Genomic DNA, 15,249 nt, shown 5'->3' with positions numbered 1-15,249 from the left:
CCGGCATGCGTTCCATTCCCATCCAGCCTCTGACAGCGAGCCCCCATCCCTCACCGCGGGACCGCCTGCATTCGCCTTCGCGTTGGCAATGGTCCTGGCTGCTGGCTTCCCCCCACCGCCTGGGCTTTTTCGCCGGCGCCTTGATGCTATCGGTCAGCGCGCTGTGGTGGCTGCTGGTGCTGGCGGCGCGCTGGGGCCATGCGCCGGCGCTGCCGTGGGCCCTGTCGCCAAGCCTCGCACACGCGCTGATCATGGGCTTCGGCTTCATGCCGCTCTTCTTCACGGGCTTCCTCTTCACGGCCGGGCCGAAGTGGCTCGGCCTGCCACCGGTCGAGGCGCGGAGCATGCTCTCGCCCCTGCTGGCCAGCCTCAGTGGTTGGGCCGTCTTCCTGATGGGCGTGCACACCCTGGCGCCGCTGGCCGCCATCGGCCTGGGCGCAGTAGCCTGGGGTTGGACGGGCTTCACCTGGCAGTTCGCGGGTCTGGTGCGCGCGAGCCGCGTGCCCGACCGCACGCACGCGCGGGTGGTGCTGGGCGCCAGCATCATCGGGGTGGCCAGCCTGTGGGCCGCCGTGGCAGGGTTGGCGATGGACGAACCCGGCTGGAGCCTCGCGGCCCTGGGCGTGGGGCTGTGGTGGTTCATCGCGCCGGTGTATGCCGCCGTGCTGCACCGCATGATTCCCTTCTTCACGGCCGCGGCCCTGCCGGTGCTCGATGCCTGGCGGCCGATGTGGCTGCTGTGGACCTGGCTGGCCGCGCTTGGCGCGCAGCCCTTGCTCGGGCCCTGGGCGCGCGTCTCGGACGTGGGCACGGCGTTTGCGGTGGGCTTCAACCTGTGCGCGGCCGCAGGCGCATTGTGGCTGGCCGTACGCTGGGGTCTGGTGCAAAGCCTGCGGGTGCGCCTGCTGGCCATGCTGCACCTGGGCTTCGTCTGGCTGGGCATCGCCTTCGGGCTGCAAGCCGTTGCGGCCCTCGTCTGGTGGGTCAGCGCTCGCAGCGTCGACCTCAGTCTCGCCCCGCTGCATGCCCTCACGCTCGGCTTCCTGGGCTCCATCCTCCTGGCGATGGCCACGCGGGTGTCCTGCGGCCATGGCGGCCGCACGCTCGCAGCCGACAACATCGCCTGGGGTCTGTTCTGGGGTTTGCAGGCGGCCGTGGTGCTGCGCCTGCTGGGGGCCACCCACTGGACCGGCTCGACCGGCCTGGTGGGTCTGGCGGCGGGCCTCTGGGCTGCCGTTGCCGTGGCCTGGAGCCTGCGCTATGGCCGCTGGTATGGCCGGCCGCGGGCTGACGGCCGCCCAGGCTGACGCGGCCCGCTTCCCCCCCCCCTCCCCCCCCCCGCAATCGGGGTCGGACTTCGCCGATTCGGGGGATGTGGCGCGGCGCCCCGGCTGCTAACGTAGCGCTCCTATGCCCAACTTCCGATCCTTCACGGCCGCCCTGGCGGCTTGCGCGTGCGCCTTCCTTCCCGGCGGACTGCTGGCTTCGACCGGGGCGCCGGCGGCGGCGCCCTGGCTTGAGCGTCCTGCCGCTTTGGGCGAACCCCTGAGCGCGGGCGACATCGACGCGCTGCGCCGCCTGTACGCGCGGGGCGAGCCCACCTTGCGCTGGTTCGATGCCGCAGGCCGGGCGCTGCCCGTCACGGCCGAGGCCCTGGCCCTGCTCGCCGGTGCTGCGGACGAAGGCTTGCGCCCCACGGATTACCGGGCCGAGACCCTGACCCGCGCCATCGAGGAAGTGGCCACTCTGGCGGGCGCCGATGTGCCCGCCACACCCGACCGGGCGGCTGCCCTGGGGGCGCTCGATGTCCGACTGAGCCTGGCCATGGTGCGCTATCTGCGCGACCTGCACCTGGGCCGGGTCGATCCCCGCCAGCATGGCTGGAAGCGTCGCCCCGCCCGTGCGGCCTTCGACGAGGCGATGGCCTTGCATGAAGCCCTGGTGGCGCAGCGCCTGGCCCCGGCCGTGCAGGCGCTGCGGCCGACCTGGCCGGCCTACGAGCGTCTGCGCGCCGCCTTGCCGGCCTTGCGGGCGCAGGCGGCGCAGGAGCGCCTCACCCTGCTGCCGGGCTTCAAGCCCAGCCTGCGCCCGGGCGAGGCCCACCCCGGGGCTGCCCTCCTGCACGAGCGCCTGCGTTTCCTGGGCGACCTGGCGGCCGATGCGCCCGCGCCGTCCGAGCCCGCGGTCTATGACCCCGCCTGGGAGCCGGCCGTGCGCCGCTTCCAGGCCCGCCATGGCCTCAATGACGACGGCGTGATCGGCCCCTCCACGGTGGCAGCGCTGAACGTGCCCCTCGCGCAGCGCGTGCGCCAGGTCGAACTGGCCCTCGAGCGCCTGCGCTGGATGCCCCACACGGCCGGTCAGTCCCTCATCCTGGTCAACCTGCCGATGTTCCGCCTGTGGGCCTATGCCGACTCCGCCCAGGCTTCGGTGATGGACATGCGGGTGGTGGTGGGGCGCCATGGCAAGGACGCCACGCCCTCGATGATGGAAGACCTGCGCTACCTCGTCTTCCGTCCCTACTGGAACGTGCCACCCAACATCCTGCGCAACGAGGAGTTGCCCAAGATCGAGGCCGACCCGGCCTATGTGCTGCGCCAGAACAAAGAGGTGGTGGCCGGGCCGGCCGATCGTTCGCCGGTGGTGGCGTTCGGCCCCGAGGCCCTGGCCGGCCTGCGCGACGGCAGCCTGCGCCTGCGCCAGAAGCCGGGCCCGGGGAACGCGCTGGGGGCGGTCAAGTTCATGATGCCCAACGACGAGGCCATCTACCTGCACGACACGCCCTCGCGCAGCCTGTTCCTGCGCGAGCGGCGCGACTTCAGCCATGGCTGCGTGCGCGTGCACGAGCCGGCCGCCCTCGCCACCTGGGTCTTGCGCGACAAGCCGGGCTGGGGCCCCGAACGTGTGGCCGCGGCCATGAAGGACGATGCGCCCCCATCGCAGCACGTGATGCTGGACCGGCCGGTGCCGGTGGCCCTGGTGTATCTGACGGCCTGGGTGGAAGGCCCCGGCATGGGCCTGCGCTTCGCGTCGGACGTGTACCAGCAGGACGCGCCGCTGGCACGTGCGCTGGAGCGACGCCGCCCGGGCTGACGCCGCCCGGCTTACCAGCTGCGCACGCGGCCGGTGTCCACGTGCACGAAATTCGACTTGGCGTAGTAGCCCACGCCGCCGGCCTGCAGCGACAAGGCGGCGTCGCGCAGGTCGGTCAGCGCCACATCGCCCAGGCGGATGTCCATCGCCTGCCCGCGCATGTGCAGGCTGGTGGTGGCCACGCCACTGCGTGCGTTGCGCCCGCGCAGCATCTCGTTCGTCTGGGGCGAGCGATAGGCCGAGATGATCTGAAAGGGCTGCTGGCTGCCGGTGGTCTCGTGCAGACGATGCAAAAGATCGAGCAGTCCGGGGTCCATCTCGGCCACGTCCCCGGTGCGGAAGTCCCGCAGCAGATGGTTCACGGCCTGCAGCGCGTCCGGCACATACTGGCCGGCGCTGAAGTACTCCACCTTCAGACGCTCGCCGGTGTGCAGGTGCAGGAATTCGAGGGCGCGGAAACCGCCCGAAGGTTGTGCCTTGCCGGCCCGGGCCAGGCCGGGGAGGGCGAGTGCCAGGGGGGCAGCCGCCAGGGCGCCCAGCAGGCGGCGGCGTGCGGGCAGGATCAGGCCAGAGGCGGGCTCATGCCGCTCGGGTGTCGATGGAATACAGCTATCGCACACGGTGCCTCCTCGCTCAGGAGGCGCCATGTTAACAGCCACTCACCGGCACACGGCCAGCCGACGCCTTCACGATCGTGACAGATCGTGAATATGCCGCGCAGATCGGTGCAGATCGGCGGCAGTTCGTGACTCAGTGCCGCATCAGCGTCAGGCCGGAGGCCACCACGCGCATGCGGCCGTCCGGTCGCACATCGACCAGCTCGCCGCTGTCCAGGCGCAACTCGGTCACGCCCAGCGGTTCCCAGTGCTCCTGCCCGTCCACGATGGACGGGTCGCGCACCAGCTGCTCATAGGCCTTGACCTTGTAGAGGCGTCCGTCGGCGCCCTGGGCGGAGAACGTGTCCAGCAGATGCAGTTTGCGATCCATGCCAGCCTCCTGAGGAATCGGGCGGCCGTGGCGGCGGCCCGTCGGTCTATTGCATTGGTCTATTGTCCGCACGGCGGGCGGGACGGCAAGCCCCCGACCACGCCTGCAAGCACGCCTTTGACCGCCGACAAAACCCCACCGTCCGGGGCTGCCTAGAGTCGGCCCGTCTCCTGAACCGTCTGGCTTCGCGCATGTCTGCTCCCTCCGACAAACCCCAGCTCGTCTGCCCAGCCGGCTCGCTGCGGGCCCTCACGCTCGCCGTCGATGCCGGCGCCGACGCCGTCTACCTGGGCCTGAAGGATGCGACCAATGCGCGCAACTTCGCCGGCCTGAACTTCGACCTGGCCCAGGCGCGCGAGGGCATCGCCCACGCTCACCGGCGGGGCGTCCAGGTGCTGATGGCCCTGAACACCTATGCCGATGCGCGCGAGCCCGAGCGCTGGTACCGGGCCGTGGACGTGGCCGCCGAGCTGGGCGCCGATGCGCTGATCTGCGCCGACGTGGCGGTGCTGGCCTACGCGCGCGACCATCAGCCCTCGCTGCGCCTGCACCTGTCGGTGCAGGCCTCGGCCACCACCTACGAGGCCATCGAGTTCTATCGCGAGCGCTACGGCATCCAGCGTGCCGTGCTCCCGCGCGTGCTCACCTTGTCGCAGGTGGGCCATGTGGCGCGCCACACCCGGGCCGAGGTCGAGGTCTTCGGCTTCGGCAGCCTGTGCGTGATGGTCGAGGGCCGCTGCGCGCTGTCGTCGTATGCCACCGGCCAGTCGCCCAACACCGCGGGCGTGTGTTCGCCGCCGTCGGCCGTGAGATGGGCCGATGGCCCACAGGGCGTGCAGGCCCGGCTGAACGACGTGCTGATCGACGTGTACGCGCCGGATGAACCGCGCGGCTATCCCACGCTGTGCAAGGGCCGCTTCCACGTCGAGGGCGTGCGTGACTATGCGCTGGAGGAGCCCACCAGCCTCAACACCCTGGCCGTGCTGCCCCAGTTGATGGAGATGGGCGTGGCCGCCATCAAGATCGAAGGCCGCCAGCGCAGCCCCGCCTATGTCGAGCAGGTCACGCGCGTGTGGCGCCAGGCCATCGACCACTGCGCCGCGCAGCCGGCGCGCTACACCGTCCAGCCCCAGTGGGTGGCCGACCTGGGCCGCTGGGCCGAAGGCCAGCAGCACACCCTCGGCGCGTACAACAGGCCCTGGCAATGAGCAACGATCGCATCGCCTTCACCGTCGGCCCGGTGCTGTACTACTGGCCGCGCAAGACCCTCATCGAGTTCTACGCCGGGATCGCCGACTCCCCCGCCGACACCGTGGTGCTGGGGGAGGTGGTGTGCTCGCGCCGCCACGAGATGAAGCTCGACGACTGGCGCGACCTGGCGCGCGATCTGGCGGCTGCGGGCAAGGAAGTGGTGCTGGCCAGCCAGGCGCTGATCGAATCGGAAGCCGAGCTGCGCAGCCTGCGCCGCATCGCCGAGCAGGGCGATTTCCTGGTGGAAGCCGGCGACGCCTCGGCCCTGCGCAACCTGGCGGGCCGGCCCTTCGTGCTGGGCCCGCACGTGAACGTCTACAGCCGCCCCGCGCTGGCCGAGCATGCCCGCCTGGGCGCCGTGCGCTGGGTGGCGCCGCTGGAGCTGCCGCTTGACGCCATCGCGCGCATCAACCCGCCGGAGCAACCGGTGTGCACGTCGCGCAACGTCCCGCTGGTCACCGAGGTGTTCGGCTTCGGGCGCTTGCCGCTGGCGTTTTCGGCGCGTTGCTTCACAGCCCGTCACTTCCACCTGCCCAAGGACGAATGCGGCTTCCGTTGCCTGGAGCATCCCGATGGCCTGCTGCTGTCCACCACCGAAGGCGAGCCCTTCCTGGCGCTCAACGGCATCCAGACGCAGTCGGCTGCACAGCATTGCCTGATCGGCGAAGCCCAGGCCCTGCGCGCCGCGGGGGTGCGTCGAGTGCGCCTGTCGCCGTGCAGCCAGCGCTTCACCGAGGTGCTGCAGTGGTTCGACCGGGTCTATCACCAGGGCACACGGGTGGATGAGGCCCGCATCGCCCTCGATGCCCTGAGCCTGCCCGGTGGGCTCGTCAACGGCTTCGCCCACCGGCAGGCCGGATTGCAGCAGGTGTTTGCATGAACGCGACTTCGGTTCCAGCCCGTTGGCCGGCTCCTCCACAGGCCCTGCGCTCACTGGTGCAGCGTCTGCCCATCCGCCCGCCATCGCAGGTGCTGGCACTGGCGCTCAACCGGCTGCTGCGGCACCGTCTGGATGAACCGCAGCGCGCCTTGCTGTCACACCGCGTCGTCGAGATTGCCGTGTGGGACCTGGGGCTGCGCTGCCGGCTGCGCCTGGATGAGCGCGGCTTCCACCCGGCGAGCGACGGCGGCGACGTGACGCTGCGCATCGCCGCTGATGCGGCCAGCTACCTGCGCCTGATGCGCGGGCAGGAGGACGCCGATCGCCTCTTTTTCGAGCGTGCCCTGGTGATGGAAGGCGACACCGAGTACGGCCTCATCCTGAAGAACACGCTCGATGCGCTGGGCCCACTGTGGCCACCGCGCTGATCAGGGGCCGCCCAGCCGCACGGTGACCAGCAGCGAGCAATCGGTGCGCGCGTGCACGGCGTGCGGCTCGCCGCCAGGCAGCAGCACGAGCTGCTGTGCCTTCAGCACCCGCTCGCCCTCGGTGGTGGTCACCACCGCTTCGCCTTCCAGCCCCTGGATGGTGATCTCACCCGGCACCTGGTGCTCGGGCAGCGACTGACCGGCGCGCAGCACCACCCGCATCAGCTGCAGCCGCGCCGTCTTGATGAGGCTGGTGCTGGGGGTCTGCGCGACGGCTGCGCCCAGGGGCTGCAGGTCGATCACGTCGCGGGCCTGGGCATGGGGCAGGGCCATCGTGCACTCCTGGAAGCGAGGCCCATGATGGACCGGGCCGTGCAACAGTTCAAGCCCCCGCGCAGCGGCAGGCCCCGGTGCCGCCGCATCCCGACGGGTCGGGCGCCACGAGGGCGTTCATGGCCTGCACGCGTTCGCGCACCTCGGCATAGGCCACCTCGGCCTGGCTGGCGTCGAAGTCCGCGTGATAGGTCTTGCGCACCCCCTGTTCGCCCAGCTGCACATGCGCCGTGGGGGCAATGCCGTGGCGCGCCAGGCTGTGGCGCACGCAGGCCAGCGCGCAGCCGTCGATGGCGAGGATGGGGCGCCCTGTCTGCGCTGCCTCTTTCAACGTGCGCACCAGCGGTGGCACGTCACCGCCCACGCCGGCGATGCATGACATCTCTGCAAGGCCTTCGTGGTCCAGGCGCAGCGCGAGGTGGTTGGCCATCTGCGCCACGCTGGAGCAGCCGGAGCAGGAATACACGAGGGTGAGCGCATCGGTGGGGCGGGCCATGGCCATGTGTCTTTCACGCGAGAGGGACGGGTCTCCAAGCTAACGGCCCGAGGCCAGCAGGGGATTGCCCTGCGTCAAGCCCCGAAGCTTCCCGTGCCCGACACGGGCCCTTGTGACGCACATCAACCGATGGCCGTGCCCCCCGGCGTACCGTGCGCAGCGCGGTGCCCACCCTCCCGCCGATACGGCTGCCCCTCGACAGCCGCTCGCAAACCGAATTCAATGTCACCAAGGCCCGCCCAGGAGACCCTTCCATGCAAGACACCCCGTCCCAAGCCCGTGCCCTTGTCGCCAGCCTGCCCGCCCAGGCGATCAGCGAGGAAGTGCTGATCGAGAAGTACGCCAAGGGGGACGAGCGCACCCTCGACGAGGTGCGCGCCCGCGTCGCCCAGGCCCTGGCCGAGGTCGAGGCGCCCGAGCAGCGTGCGCTGTGGTCACAGCGCTTCCTCGACGCCCAGCGCCAGGGCTTCATCCCGGCCGGGCGCATCCTCTCGGCCGCGGGCACCGAGTTGACGGCCACGCTCATCAACTGCTTCGTGCAGCCGGTGGGCGACTCGATCTCGCACCTGGACGAAGGACATCCCGGCATCTACACGGCGCTGACCGAAGCGGCCGAAACCATGCGTCGCGGCGGCGGCGTCGGCTACGACTTCTCGCGCATCCGCCCGCGCGGGGCCTGGGTGGGCAGCACGCAGTCCAACGCCTCCGGGCCGGTGAGCTACATGCGCGTGTTCGACCGCTCCTGCGAGACGGTGGAATCCGCCGGCGCCCGCCGTGGCGCCCAGATGGGCGTGCTGCGCTGCGACCACCCCGACGTGGAGGAGTTCATCCACGCCAAGGACAGCGGGGACCTGCGCAACTTCAACATCTCGGTGGCCGTGACCGACGCCTTCATGCAGGCCATGGAGGCCGGTGCCGAGGTGGAACTGGTGCACCGGGCCGAGCCCGGCCCAGCCCAGAAGGCGGCCGGCGCCCACCAGCGTGCCGATGGCCTGTGGGTCTACCGCCGCGTGGCCGCGCGCGATCTGTGGGACCAGATCATGCGCTCCACCTACGACCATGCCGAGCCGGGCGTGCTCTTCATCGACCACATCAACGACGACAACAACCTGGGCTATTGCGAGACGATCGCAAGCACGAATCCGTGCGCTGAGCAACCTCTGCCCCCCTATGGCTGCTGCTGCCTGGGTTCCATCGACCTCACGCGCTTCGTGCGCGAGCCCTTCGAGCCCGGGGCCCGTTTCGACGAGGCGGCTTTTGCCGATCTGTGCCGCGTGGCCGTGCGCATGCTCGACAACGTGCTCGACGTGACCTACTGGCCGCTGCCCCAGCAGCAGGAAGAGGCCCGCCACAAGCGCCGCGTGGGCCTGGGCTTCACCGGCCTGGGCGATGCGCTGGTGATGCTGGGCCAGCGCTACGACACGCCCGAGGCGCGCGCCACCGCACGCCGCATCAGTGAGGTGATGCGCGACGCGGCCTACGAGGCCTCGGTGGCGCTGGCGCAGGAACGCGGTCCCTTCCCGCTGTTCAACGCTGATCTTTACCTTTCACGCGGTGCCTTCGCCTCGCGCCTGCCTCAGCCGCTGAAGGACCGCATCCGCGCCCACGGCATCCGCAACTCGCACCTGCTGTCCATCGCGCCCACCGGCACCATCAGCCTGGCCTTCGCCGACAACGCCAGCAACGGCATCGAGCCCGCCTTCAGCTGGACGTATTCGCGCAAGAAGCGCATGCCCGACGGCACCTTCAAGGAATACGCCGTCGAAGACCATGCCTGGCGCCTGTACCGCCACCTGAAAGGCGAGGACGCGCCGCTCACCGACGCCTTCGTCACGGCGCTGGAAATGAGCGCCAGCGCCCACCAGGAGATGGTGGCCGCGGTGGCGCCGTACATCGACACGGCCATCTCCAAGACCGTGAACGTGCCGGCCGACTACCCCTATGCCGACTTCCAGGACCTGTACCTGCGCGCCTGGAAGTCCGGCCTCAAGGGCCTGGCCACCTACCGGCCCAATGCCGTGCTGGGCTCGGTGCTGAGTGTGACGCCCAGCACCCCGCAACCCCAGGCCCTCGTGTCCAGCGATGCCAACCGGCGCATGGCGCTCGACCGCCTGCCCGCCCCCGTGCTGGCCTCGCTGCGCTGGCCGGGCCGTCCGGAGCTGCCGGCAGGCAACCCGGCCTGGACCTTCATGATCAGCCACCCCTTCGGCGAGTTTGCGCTTTTCGTGGGCGAACTCCCGGGCGAAGGTGCTCAGGCGGGGCGCTCCTTGCCCTTCGAAGTGTGGGTGAACGGCGCCGAGCAGCCGCGGGGCCTGGGCGCCATGGCCAAGACCCTGTCGATGGACCTGCGCGCCAATGACAGCGCCTGGCTGCAACTCAAGCTCGACGCCCTGGCCACCGTGGCCGAGGAACGGGCCTTCGACATGCCTTTCCCGCCCCACGGCGAGCCGCGCCGTTTCCCCGGCGTGGTGGCCGCCACGGCCGCCGTCATCCGCTGGCGCTGCGAGCAGCTGGGCGTGTGGAAGGACAGCGCCCTGGAGCGCGCCACCCCGGTGCTGGATGCCATGTTCAGCCGCGACGAACCGCGCACCGGCACCTCGGGCACGCTGGCCTGGTCGGTGGACATCGACAACCCCGCCACCGGCGAATCCTTCACGCTCACGCTCAAGGAGGTGACCCTGCCCGGCCCCGACGGTGCGCCCGTCACGCGGCCCTGCGCCATGGGCCTGTCAGGCAACTACCCACGCGCCATGGACGGCCTGGCCCGTGTGCTCTCGCTCGACATGCGCGTGATCGACCCGGCCTGGATCGGCATGAAGCTGCGCAAGCTGCTCAACTATGCCGAACCCCTGGGCCACTTCATGGCCTTTGTGCCCGGCCTGCCCCACGGTGAACGCCGCCAGCAGACCTGGCCCTCCACCGTGGCCTACATGGCCCGCCTCATCATCCACCGCTACGCGATGCTGGGCGTGCTGGACGAAGACGGCTTCCCCGTGCGCGAGATGGGCATTCTCCAGGCGCCCCATGCCGAGGGCTCGCCGCCCAAAGCCACCACCCCCATGGCCGGCAGCCGCTGCCCCGAGTGCGGCAACATGACGGTCATCCACAAGGACGGGTGCGACTTCTGCACGGCCTGCGGGTACACGGGGACGTGCGGGTGAGGTCTCAGTGGCGATGTGCACCCAGTTCGATCTTGGTCTTGTCGATGTCCAGCGTCGCGGCGCCCGCCAGTTCACCGATCACGGCCTTCATGCGCACGCTGGCCTGGGCCAGGGCATCGTCATGCCCGCGGGCCTCGACGAAGGTTTCGAACTCCAGCTTGTCGCCGTTATCCAGCATATGGGCCAACTTGGCTTTGTAAGTCTGCTTCATCAAGGTCCTCTGTGTGTTGAAACGTTGGGGGATGCGACGGGAAGCGTCGCGGTGCTCTGTGCGGGCGCCTCTGCGGGACGCAGTGCAGCCAGCACACTTCTGACCATCGGGATGCAGTTGTTGCACTTGGGCAGGCAACCGATGGCGCGGAAGCAGGTCTTGACGTTGTGGGCGCCGTTGCACACGGCAGCACGGAACGTCTCGATGGGGATGTCGTGGCAGGTACAGCTGGTGCGGCCCATGATCACGGCGCAACCTCCGGTATGGCGGGTTCGTGAGGGCGCAGCACGCGGCGCACCGAGGGCCACGATTCCCGGATCTTGTTGTGCATCTTGGTGAAGGCGGTGAGCGGCTTGGTCAGCAGTTTCAGATTGACCAGAAACGCACCGATCTCGGCCGCGGTGAGCTGGTCGGGCAGCAGCTTCCAGAGGCCCGACCATGCGAGCAAAAGCACCAGCACCAGCGACACCCAGAACGCGAACTCGGAGATCACTTCGCTGAGCTGCTTGGTGATTTCGAAGCGCACGCGGTTGCGATAGAGCCTTTCCTGCTCGGCGTGAAGACGTTGCTTGTCACCTTGGGCCACGGCTGAGCTCACCCGCGCCACCAGCACCACCCCCCGGTGACTCAGCCGCTGAATGATGTGACCGAACACCAATGAGGCGATGAAGGGGATGAACGCCGTCACGACCAGTGCGGGCAGCAACTGTGGCGACAGGTGGATCTGCCACAGCAGCACGGAGGGCACCCCGATGAGGATGACCCAGATCTCCTTCTGCGCGAGGTCGAACAGCTTGACGACGTTCTTGCAGTCGTTGGTGGCCTTGGCCACGTGCTCGCCTGCACAGCCGGCGCCACGGATCTCGAACCAGCGGCGCTGGGTGTCGATCAGCAGGCGGTCGTCGTACATGCGGTTGAACACCTTCTCCAGGATCACCAGCACCGCCAGGCCCAGGAACACCGCGATGGCATAGGGCACGTAGGCCAACAGATCACCGAGGGAAAAGGCACGAGACCCCTTGGCGACCTCGGCAAGCACTTCACCGGCCAGCCAGGCCTGCACGGGAGCCACCGCCTGCGACACGACGTTGGGGGCGATCGTGAGCGCCAGCAACCACGGGTGCGCCAGCATCATCGAGGCCATCTCGCGCAGCAGTGTCGACACTGGCGTGCGCACGGCTGATGCCGCCTGTCCACCGCTGTCGTGTGGATGGGCGTGGGCGAGCAGGTCGGGGTGCCGGGTCATGGTGCTTTCGCCCTCAGAAGCGGGCCTCATAGGTGACCAGCACCGTGGGACGGGACCGCTCCACCTTGCTTTCGGCGTTGGCCAAGCTGCCGTCGGGGCGGTACTGCGTGGTGGTTTCGGATTTCTTGTCCGACAGCACGTTCTTGGCCACCATCCTGACCTCGGCGTGGGGACCGAACACCTTGGTCACATACAGGTCCAACAACGCGGACTCGGCCCGCGACTTCACCTCCAGGTTGCCGTTGTCGCCCAGGCTGCGTCGGGTGAAAGATGGCTGCACGGTGACGCTGGCCCCGGCAGACCAGCGCGTCGGGCGGTGCGTCCAGTCCAGGCCGAGCGTGGTGATGCGTGGCGGCATGTCGCGCACATCCGTGCGCATGCCCGCGGCGCTGACGATCCGTCCCCGCAGCTCGGTGTGGCTCCCGATGATGTCGAGAGCGTGGACCCCCTTATGGGCCAGCGGCACTCGCCAGTCAAACTCTGCGCCCCAGAATTCGGCCTCGGCGACGTTGCGAGGGCGCTGGACGTAGCGGGTGCCTTCGAGTGCGGTGTACCGCTCGATGAAATCAGTCACATCGCGGCGGTAAAGGTTGACGCCGAATACACCTCGTTGAGCGCCCAAGAAGCGTTCCAGCCCAAGTTCGATGCCACGCGATCGCTCTGGCTTGAGGGCTGCGTTGCCGGCGATGTCCGGATCGGCGAGGGAGCCAGCGCGCGCGGTGACCAGTGGGTTGACTTGGTCGAACCGGGGCAGGCGGGTGGAGGCCGCCCAGCTGGCACGCAAGACGGTGTTCTCGCGCCACTCCCAACGGTAGTGCAACGAAGGGTTGGCATGGCTTGTGTCGCTGGTGGCCGTTGCTCCGGCACCGTCCCGTGCTCTGCGGCCCACCGACTCCGCGCGCACTCCGGCTGTGACCCAATGCTTGTCGGCGATGCGCCATTCATCTTCGAGCCAAGCGATCCATCGTGACTCGTCGATGTCATAGCGGTCGGCAGCGGCGGAGCGGTCTGCCCCGTTCTCGGTTCGGGTCTTGACGGTATCGAAACTGGCGTCGCGCCACTCCAGGCCGCTGGCCATGCGGTGACGCTGCGCCCAGGACCACGACGCCCCCAGGCCCGCGTAGGCCGCCTTGTCCACCACCCGCTCGTCTTCCAGCACGAGACGGGCCCGGGTGCCAGTGCCGTTGAACTCGTCGGTGCGGGATGCCTTGTCAATGCGGGCCTGCTGCACCCCGACCTTGGCGAACCAGCGCCCCCAGTCTCGCTCTGCATCGTAGCGGGTGCCCAGGCGCCAGACGGTGTCATCCTTGTCCTCGACCTTGGTGGTGCTCTTGGAGAGGACACCGGCCGCGTTGCGCACCACCGAGGATTCCTCTTTGTCCTCGGTGCCGATCGAGGCAAAGCTATCCAGCGAGAGGCGATCGGCGCCGATGCGCCAGGTCCATCGGGGTGCCAACAGCGTTTCACCCTTCTTTGTCGGCCGAGCCTTGGCTTCGACTTCCGTCAAGGCGCCGCTCGCATTGAATTTCTGCTTGTTCTCCGAGATGTCCTCGGCCCCCTGGGTGTGAGACAGCGCCAGGACCATGTCCACCTGCTCGGTGCTGCGGCCGAACTGAGCCACCACGTCACCAACCTCCAGGTCGCCATTGCGGCCGGCGGCTGCGCGCAGCCGGGTGAGGTTGTTTGCGGTCTGCTTGAGAACGATGTTGATCGCGCCGCCGATGCCGTCAGCATCCATCGATGCGCTCGGGCTGCGCACGATCTCGATGCGCTCGATCATGTCGGCCGGCAACCGGTCCACCTGGAACTGGCGTTCTTTGGTGGCGGCCGGTACCGGCTGACCGTTGATGAGGAACAGCGTGTTGCCCTTGTCCAGGCCACGCAGGCGAATGTCTTTGACCACCCCGGCGGGTCCGGTGAAGGTCATGCCGGGCAGTCGCCGCAGCACGTCGCCCACCGTGGCATCGCCGAAGCGCTCGACCTGCGTCTCGTCGTACACCAACGTGGCCACGGGAGCCCGTTGGCGCTCCATCTGCGCTGCCCGTACGGTTTCGCCGGACACGACGATCGCGGGCAAGGTGCCGACGAAGGCACCATCCGCCGCCGTGCCACCCGCCTGGGACGGGAGCACAGAGGCACTGGCAAACGAAATGAGTGTTGAGACTGCAGCACGCGAAGGTAAAGCCGGCATGACGACCTTGGGGTGGGTCATGCACTGGCTGGCTCACGCGGGCTGGTGCGGGTGGGGTGAAAGCTGAGCGGTGGAGATCCGCAAAGGCGATATCTTAAATGCAAACGAGAAGCGTTTGCAATCGAATGGGCATTCGATGTCTGCCGCGGCCATTCTTCGCTCTGGAAGGATTCGCTTGCTCAGAGGGCGCCCCCGTGGGCGCCAGGTGGTGGGGGTATCGGCAACGCAAGTCTGGGGGCAGACCTTAGAATTAGAGGCATGTCTTTGCCTTGCACCCACGCAACCCGCCTGCTGTGCGCCCAGAAACGGGCCGGTGGGCTTGCGCCTGCGCGGGCGGCTCAGGCGTCGGCCGTGCGACGCACCCCGGCCGCACTTTCCTGAGCCCGGCGAGACACCCCCACCCCTTCCATTGCGCACACCAGTCATCGCCGGGCCTCTTCACAGCGCCTGACCCGACCTGCGCCGTCTTCCACGGCCGGGTCGCCCGATGACTGGAGCGTCCGATGACTTCCCTTTCCACCTCTGCCCGCCACGAGCGGCTGCTGTCCGAGCTTGACCACGTGCGCCTGCAGCGCCTGGGGGCCGCTTCCTGGCCCGAGGCTTTGCAGGATGTGATGGAAGCGCCTGAACTGGTGGCGCCACGCGAGGTGCCGTCGGACGTGGTCACCATGTACTCGATGGTCACGCTGACCGACCTGGACGGCAGCGACGAGCGCCAACTGACCCTGACCTACCCGCAGGATGCCGAGCCGGCACGGGGCTTCGTGTCGGTGCTCTCCCCCGTGGGGGCGGGCCTGCTGGGCCTGCGCGTGGGCGATGTGGCCCGCTGGCGCACGCCGGATGGCCGTGAACACGCGGCGAGGGTGGCGGCCCTGCTGTTCCAGCCCGAGGCGAGCGGCGACTACACCACCTGAGCGCGAGGCGCAGGGGGCTGCGGGTTGTTCCGGATAGGAGCCAGGCAGGTCGAATTTG

14 protein-coding genes are annotated in these 15,249 nt (G+C 69.2%); 7 read left to right on the top strand and 7 right to left on the bottom strand.

The features are described 5' to 3' along the window. The first annotated feature begins 5 nt into the window (after positions 1-5). A complete protein-coding gene (locus tag C1704_RS15205) occupies positions 6-1,307 on the top strand; it encodes an NnrS family protein (protein WP_104303589.1) in 1,302 nt (433 codons plus the stop codon). Between the two features lie 103 nt (positions 1,308-1,410). After that, positions 1,411-3,093 (top strand): L,D-transpeptidase family protein, encoded by a 1,683-nt coding sequence (locus C1704_RS15200; protein WP_104303588.1) that lies wholly within the window; start codon positions 1,411-1,413, stop codon positions 3,091-3,093. Between the two features lie 11 nt (positions 3,094-3,104). Here the strand turns inward: C1704_RS15200 and mepK are convergent, their stop codons facing one another. Both mepK and C1704_RS15190 read right to left on the bottom strand, forming a co-directional pair. Then, entirely contained in the window at positions 3,105-3,713 is a 609-nt protein-coding gene (mepK, locus tag C1704_RS15195) for a peptidoglycan L,D-endopeptidase MepK (protein WP_245876512.1), read from the bottom strand. Between the two features lie 130 nt (positions 3,714-3,843). Next, positions 3,844-4,080: a hypothetical protein gene (locus C1704_RS15190; protein ID WP_104303586.1), complete on the bottom strand. Its 237-nt coding sequence runs from the start codon at positions 4,078-4,080 to the stop codon at positions 3,844-3,846. 191 nt (positions 4,081-4,271) lie between these two features. On the opposite strand from C1704_RS15190, the gene ubiU reads away from it, so the two are divergent. From ubiU to ubiT, 3 genes are read left to right on the top strand one after another with little or no spacing between them, the layout of a single operon-like run. Further along, positions 4,272-5,288 carry a ubiquinone anaerobic biosynthesis protein UbiU gene (gene ubiU, locus C1704_RS15185; protein ID WP_104303585.1) on the top strand — a complete coding sequence of 339 codons (1,017 nt, stop codon included), beginning with the start codon at positions 4,272-4,274 and terminating at the stop codon, positions 5,286-5,288. Beyond that, positions 5,285-6,211 (top strand): U32 family peptidase, encoded by a 927-nt coding sequence (locus C1704_RS15180; protein ID WP_104303584.1) that lies wholly within the window; start codon positions 5,285-5,287, stop codon positions 6,209-6,211. The genes ubiU and C1704_RS15180 overlap by 4 nt, the downstream gene beginning before the upstream one ends. Then, positions 6,208-6,639, top strand: a complete 432-nt coding sequence (ubiT, locus tag C1704_RS15175; protein ID WP_104303583.1) for a ubiquinone anaerobic biosynthesis accessory factor UbiT — start codon at positions 6,208-6,210, stop codon at positions 6,637-6,639. Before C1704_RS15180 ends, ubiT begins: the two co-directional genes overlap by 4 nt. Here ubiT and C1704_RS15170 read toward each other — a convergent pair whose 3' ends face one another. Together C1704_RS15170 and C1704_RS15165 are read right to left on the bottom strand one after the other, a co-directional pair. Beyond that, positions 6,640-6,972: a cupin domain-containing protein gene (locus C1704_RS15170; RefSeq protein ID WP_104303582.1), complete on the bottom strand. Its 333-nt coding sequence runs from the start codon at positions 6,970-6,972 to the stop codon at positions 6,640-6,642. It lies immediately after the preceding gene. Positions 6,973-7,021: 49 nt separating this feature from the next. Then, on the bottom strand, positions 7,022-7,468 hold the full coding sequence (locus tag C1704_RS15165) for a putative zinc-binding protein (RefSeq protein WP_104303691.1): 447 nt from the start codon (positions 7,466-7,468) through the stop codon (positions 7,022-7,024). 254 nt (positions 7,469-7,722) lie between these two features. Here C1704_RS15165 and C1704_RS15160 point away from each other — a divergent pair, with 254 nt between their 5' ends. Further along, positions 7,723-10,629: an adenosylcobalamin-dependent ribonucleoside-diphosphate reductase gene (locus tag C1704_RS15160; protein ID WP_104303581.1), complete on the top strand. Its 2,907-nt coding sequence runs from the start codon at positions 7,723-7,725 to the stop codon at positions 10,627-10,629. Between the two features lie 4 nt (positions 10,630-10,633). Here the strand turns inward: C1704_RS15160 and C1704_RS17510 are convergent, their stop codons facing one another. The 3 genes from C1704_RS17510 to C1704_RS15150 form a co-directional block, all read right to left on the bottom strand. Next, the gene (locus tag C1704_RS17510; RefSeq protein ID WP_146076098.1) at positions 10,634-10,840 is read right to left on the bottom strand and encodes a hypothetical protein; all 207 of its coding nucleotides are present in this window, start codon (positions 10,838-10,840) and stop codon (positions 10,634-10,636) included. A 244-nt stretch (positions 10,841-11,084) separates the two neighbouring features. Then, positions 11,085-12,086 carry an ABC transporter ATP-binding protein gene (locus C1704_RS15155; protein ID WP_104303580.1) on the bottom strand — a complete coding sequence of 334 codons (1,002 nt, stop codon included), beginning with the start codon at positions 12,084-12,086 and terminating at the stop codon, positions 11,085-11,087. A 13-nt stretch (positions 12,087-12,099) separates the two neighbouring features. Beyond that, positions 12,100-14,298, bottom strand: coding sequence for a TonB-dependent receptor plug domain-containing protein (locus C1704_RS15150; RefSeq protein WP_104303579.1), 2,199 nt, complete (start codon positions 14,296-14,298; stop codon positions 12,100-12,102). Positions 14,299-14,780: 482 nt separating this feature from the next. Here C1704_RS15150 and C1704_RS15145 point away from each other — a divergent pair, with 482 nt between their 5' ends. Continuing rightward, complete coding sequence (locus C1704_RS15145; RefSeq protein WP_104303578.1) at positions 14,781-15,191, top strand: GreA/GreB family elongation factor; 411 nt, start codon at positions 14,781-14,783, stop codon at positions 15,189-15,191. Positions 15,192-15,249: the final 58 nt, after the last annotated feature.

Source organism: Caldimonas caldifontis (genome assembly GCF_002930615.1).
Lineage (GTDB): Bacteria > Pseudomonadota > Gammaproteobacteria > Burkholderiales > Burkholderiaceae_C > Caldimonas > Caldimonas caldifontis.
This window is presented reverse-complemented; position numbering and strand designations above follow the sequence as displayed.

Excerpts from the sequence above, each read along its gene's own strand:
- C1704_RS15205 (WP_104303589.1), top strand. The coding sequence starts at position 6 with ATGCGTTCCATTCCCATCCAGCCTCTGACAGCGAGCCCCCATCCCTCA.
- C1704_RS15200 (WP_104303588.1), top strand. The coding sequence starts at position 1,411 with ATGCCCAACTTCCGATCCTTCACGGCCGCCCTGGCGGCTTGCGCGTGC.
- C1704_RS15190 (WP_104303586.1), bottom strand. The coding sequence starts at position 4,080 with ATGGATCGCAAACTGCATCTGCTGGACACGTTCTCCGCCCAGGGCGCC.
- ubiU (WP_104303585.1), top strand. The coding sequence starts at position 4,272 with ATGTCTGCTCCCTCCGACAAACCCCAGCTCGTCTGCCCAGCCGGCTCG.
- C1704_RS15180 (WP_104303584.1), top strand. The coding sequence starts at position 5,285 with ATGAGCAACGATCGCATCGCCTTCACCGTCGGCCCGGTGCTGTACTAC.
- ubiT (WP_104303583.1), top strand. The coding sequence starts at position 6,208 with ATGAACGCGACTTCGGTTCCAGCCCGTTGGCCGGCTCCTCCACAGGCC.
- C1704_RS15170 (WP_104303582.1), bottom strand. The coding sequence starts at position 6,972 with ATGGCCCTGCCCCATGCCCAGGCCCGCGACGTGATCGACCTGCAGCCC.
- C1704_RS15165 (WP_104303691.1), bottom strand. The coding sequence starts at position 7,468 with ATGGCCCGCCCCACCGATGCGCTCACCCTCGTGTATTCCTGCTCCGGC.
- C1704_RS15160 (WP_104303581.1), top strand. The coding sequence starts at position 7,723 with ATGCAAGACACCCCGTCCCAAGCCCGTGCCCTTGTCGCCAGCCTGCCC.
- C1704_RS17510 (WP_146076098.1), bottom strand. The coding sequence starts at position 10,840 with ATGAAGCAGACTTACAAAGCCAAGTTGGCCCATATGCTGGATAACGGC.
- C1704_RS15155 (WP_104303580.1), bottom strand. The coding sequence starts at position 12,086 with ATGACCCGGCACCCCGACCTGCTCGCCCACGCCCATCCACACGACAGC.
- C1704_RS15150 (WP_104303579.1), bottom strand. The coding sequence starts at position 14,298 with ATGACCCACCCCAAGGTCGTCATGCCGGCTTTACCTTCGCGTGCTGCA.
- C1704_RS15145 (WP_104303578.1), top strand. The coding sequence starts at position 14,781 with ATGACTTCCCTTTCCACCTCTGCCCGCCACGAGCGGCTGCTGTCCGAG.